This is a genomic window from Streptomyces niveiscabiei (genome assembly GCF_001419795.1).
Taxonomy (GTDB): Bacteria; Actinomycetota; Actinomycetes; order Streptomycetales; family Streptomycetaceae; genus Streptomyces; species Streptomyces niveiscabiei.
Genome location: NZ_LIRL01000544.1, coordinates 1 through 2,293, shown reverse-complemented (window position 1 = coordinate 2,293; position 2,293 = coordinate 1). Strand labels below are relative to the sequence as shown.

Annotated in this window: 1 protein-coding gene and 2 pseudogenes; all 3 read right to left on the bottom strand. The window is 71.9% G+C overall.

All coding sequences use genetic code 11. The annotated features are described in order from the left end of the window. Positions 1 to 1,019, bottom strand: a 1,019-nt coding sequence (locus AOK24_RS25660) for a uroporphyrinogen-III synthase (RefSeq protein ID WP_055722435.1), incomplete at its 3' end; no start/stop codon positions are given. Between the two features lie 126 nt (positions 1,020 to 1,145). Further along, a pseudogene (locus tag AOK24_RS25655) lies at positions 1,146 to 2,024 on the bottom strand (MFS transporter); the annotation flags it as partial. Positions 2,025 to 2,026: 2 nt separating this feature from the next. Beyond that, a pseudogene (locus tag AOK24_RS51135) lies at positions 2,027 to 2,293 on the bottom strand (MFS transporter); the annotation flags it as partial.

The following is a 2,293-nucleotide window of genomic DNA, read 5'->3' as shown; positions in this document are numbered from 1 at the left end:
GCCCGCAGCAGGTCCGCCCGGGCCACCACCCACCCCGGCCGCCGCGACAGCGCACGCAGCAGAGACATCCCGGCCGGCGGTACGGGCTTCAACTCGCCGTCCACCAGCACCGCGTGCCCCCGGATCTCGACCCGGCGCCCGGCGATGGGCAGGGCCCGGGCCCGCCCCGGCAGTTCCTGGCACAGGAGTTGGACCAGCGGCCCGAGCCGGAACCGCTCGGGCTGGACGGTGTCGACTCCCGCGGCCTGGAGGGGAAGCGCGGTCACGGGGCCCACGCACGCGGGCAGGACGTCGTGCTGGAACGCCGCCAACAGCTCGCCCGACAGCCCCCGTTGCTCGGCCCGCGACAGCAGCGAAGCCGCGGCGGGCGCACTCGTGAACGTCACCGCGTCGAGCCCGCGCGAGATCGTCGCGTCCAGCAGCCGGTCCAGCGGCGCGAGATCCTCCGGCGGCATCCAGCGGTAGACCGGGACCCCGACGACCTCGGCCCCGGCGGCCCGCAGCGCCTCCACGAACCCCGGCAGCGGCTCCCCGTGCAGCTGGACGGCGATCCGCCGTCCCTCCACCCCGTGGTCGAGGAGCCGGTCCAGCACCTCGGCCATCGACTCGCTCGACGGCGACCACTCCTCCGTGAGCCCCGCGGCGCGGATCGCGCCCTTCACCTTCGGGCCGCGCGCGAGCAGTTCCACCGTGGACAGCCGGGCCAGCAGCGGCTCGCCCAGGCCCCAGCCGTCCGCCGCCTCGATCCAGCCCCGGAAGCCGATCGCCGTCGTCGCGACGACGATGTCCGGCGCCTGGTCGAGGAGGTCCTTCGTCGCCGACAGCAGTTCGCTGTCGTCGGCCAGCGGCACGATCCGCAGCGCGGGCGCGTGGACGACGGCCGCGCCCCGGCGCTGGAGCAGCGCGCCCAGCTCCTCGGCGCGGCGCGCGGCGGTCACGCCGACGGTGAAACCGGCGAGGGGGCCGTGACCCGCGCTGCCCGGTTCCGGGGTTCCCGTACGTTGCTGTTCGTCGTGCATAGTCACTCTCGTCCCGCGATGGAGTCACCCGCGATGGGATCACAGGGGGCTTCGCACCCGCATGACCGACGAGCCTGTCAACGCCGCGTGACAGGCTCGGTTCCGGTCGGTGTCGCCCGTGTTACGTCACACCTTCGCGTAGCTGAGCTGCGGCTTCGTCTCCGAGGCCGAGCCCGCGGCGGTGATCCGCCCCGCCGGCCGGCGAAGGTATACGGCCCACGTCACCACGAAGCACACCGCGTAGAACGCGAGGAACGCGACGAACGCGCCCGTGCCGGAGCCGTACGACAGGAACGACTGGCGGAACGCCATGTTGATGCCGACGCCGCCCAGTGCCCCGATCGCGCCGATCAGGCCCATCGACGCGCCCGAAAGACGCCGGCCGTACGCCGCGGCCTCCTCGCCCTCCAGGCCCCTGGCCAGCGCCTTCGCCTGGAAGATGCCGGGGATCATCTTGTACGTCGAACCGTTGCCGAGGCCCGTCAGGACGAACAGGACCACGAACACGGTGACGAAGAACGGCAGCGACTTCTGGACGCTCGCCACGATCAGCGCCGCCGTCGCCGCCGCCATGCCGACGTAGTTGTACAGGGTGATCCGCGCACCGCCGTACCGGTCCGCCAGCCAGCCGCCGACCGGGCGGATCAGCGAGCCCAGCAGGGGGCCGATGAACGTCAGGTACGCGGCCTGGAGCGGCGTACGGCCGAACTGGTTCGTCAGGACCTGGCCGAAGGCGAACGAGTAGCCGATGAACGAGCCGAACGTGCCGATGTACAGGAACGACATGATCCAGGTGTGGCCGTCCTTCGCCGCGTCGACCGCCGCGCCGGTGTCGTTCTTCACGGACGTCAGGTTGTCCATGTACAGGGCGGCCAGCGTCGCGGCGATCACGATCAGCGGGATGTAGATGCCCAGCAGGACCCGCGGGCCGCCGCTCGCGCCGATCACCGCGAGGGCGATCAGCTGGATGACCGGTACGCCGATGTTGCCGCCGCCCGCGTTCAGNNGCCCTTCTTGCGGAGCGGGAAGAAGGCGTTGATGTTCGTCATCGACGAGGCGAAGTTTCCGCCGCCGATCCCCGCGAGGAGGCCGACCAGCAGGAACGTGCTGAACGACGTGCCCGGCTCCATCACCGTGAACGCCGCGATCGTCGGGACCAGGAGCAGGGCCGCGGAGACGATCGTCCAGTTGCGGCCGCCGAAGACCGCGACCGCGAAGGTGTACGGGACGCGGACCACCGCGCCGACCAGCGTCACCATCGACGTCAGCAGGAA